Source organism: Enterococcus sp. S183_ASV_20 (assembly GCF_018919685.1).
In the GTDB taxonomy this organism is placed as follows: Bacteria; Bacillota; Bacilli; order Lactobacillales; family Enterococcaceae; genus Enterococcus; species Enterococcus faecalis.
Genome location: NZ_JAHLRI010000157.1, coordinates 1 through 880 on the forward strand (window position 1 = coordinate 1; position 880 = coordinate 880).

General features: G+C 41.2%; 1 protein-coding gene. It reads right to left on the reverse strand.

What is annotated here, in order from left to right:
* A partial coding sequence (gene galE, locus KQI94_RS16155; RefSeq protein WP_216454665.1) for a UDP-glucose 4-epimerase GalE occupies nt 1-880 on the reverse strand: 880 nt, incomplete at both ends.

The following is an 880-nucleotide window of genomic DNA, read 5'->3' on the forward strand; positions in this document are numbered from 1 at the left end:
TGCCATTGCCAAGCGGTGGCGATAATGTCCTTGACCTCAGTTACTTCTGGTTGCCAGCCTAAAACTCGTTTGGCTTTTTCACTAGAAGCAATTAACGTACTAGGATCTCCTGCTCGGCGTGGCGCGATTGTCGCAGGAATTTCTTGACCAGTCACTTCGCGAGCAGCATCTAACATTTCTTTAACAGAATAGCCGTTGTTGCTTCCCAAGTTAAAGACGTCACTTTCGCCGCCATTTTTCAAATATTCTAAAGCCAAAATATGTGCTGCAATCAAGTCTTCAATATAAACATAATCTCGAATGCACGTGCCATCTGGTGTGTCATAGTCATCCCCAAAAATACTTAGCTCTGCTCGTTGGCCCAATGCCACTTGTAAAATAATTGGCACAATATGCGTTTCTGGCGTGTGATCCTCACCAATTGAGGCATCTTTTTTTGCTCCTGCAACATTAAAATAACGCAAAGCAACATATTTCATTCCATAAGCGTTGTCGCACCATTTCATGATTTTTTCCATCATTAATTTACTTTCCCCATACGGATTTTTAGGATTCGTTGGGGTTTCTTCTGTAATAGGCATTGCTTTTGGTTCGCCATAAGTGGCCGCTGTGGAAGAAAAAACAATATGTTTCACTCCAAATTCTTGCATGACTTCCAAGGCAATTTGAGTGCCGTGAACATTGTTATTGAAATACATTAACGGTTTCTCCACGGATTCTCCTACTAAAGAATTGGCCGCAAAGTGCAACACCCCTTCAATTGATTCCTTTTCAAAGACACTACGTAAAAAAGCTTTATCACGAATATCGCCTTCATAGAAAGTCGCTTGTTCATGAACTGCTGAACGATGCCCCGTTAATAAATTATCAACAACCACAA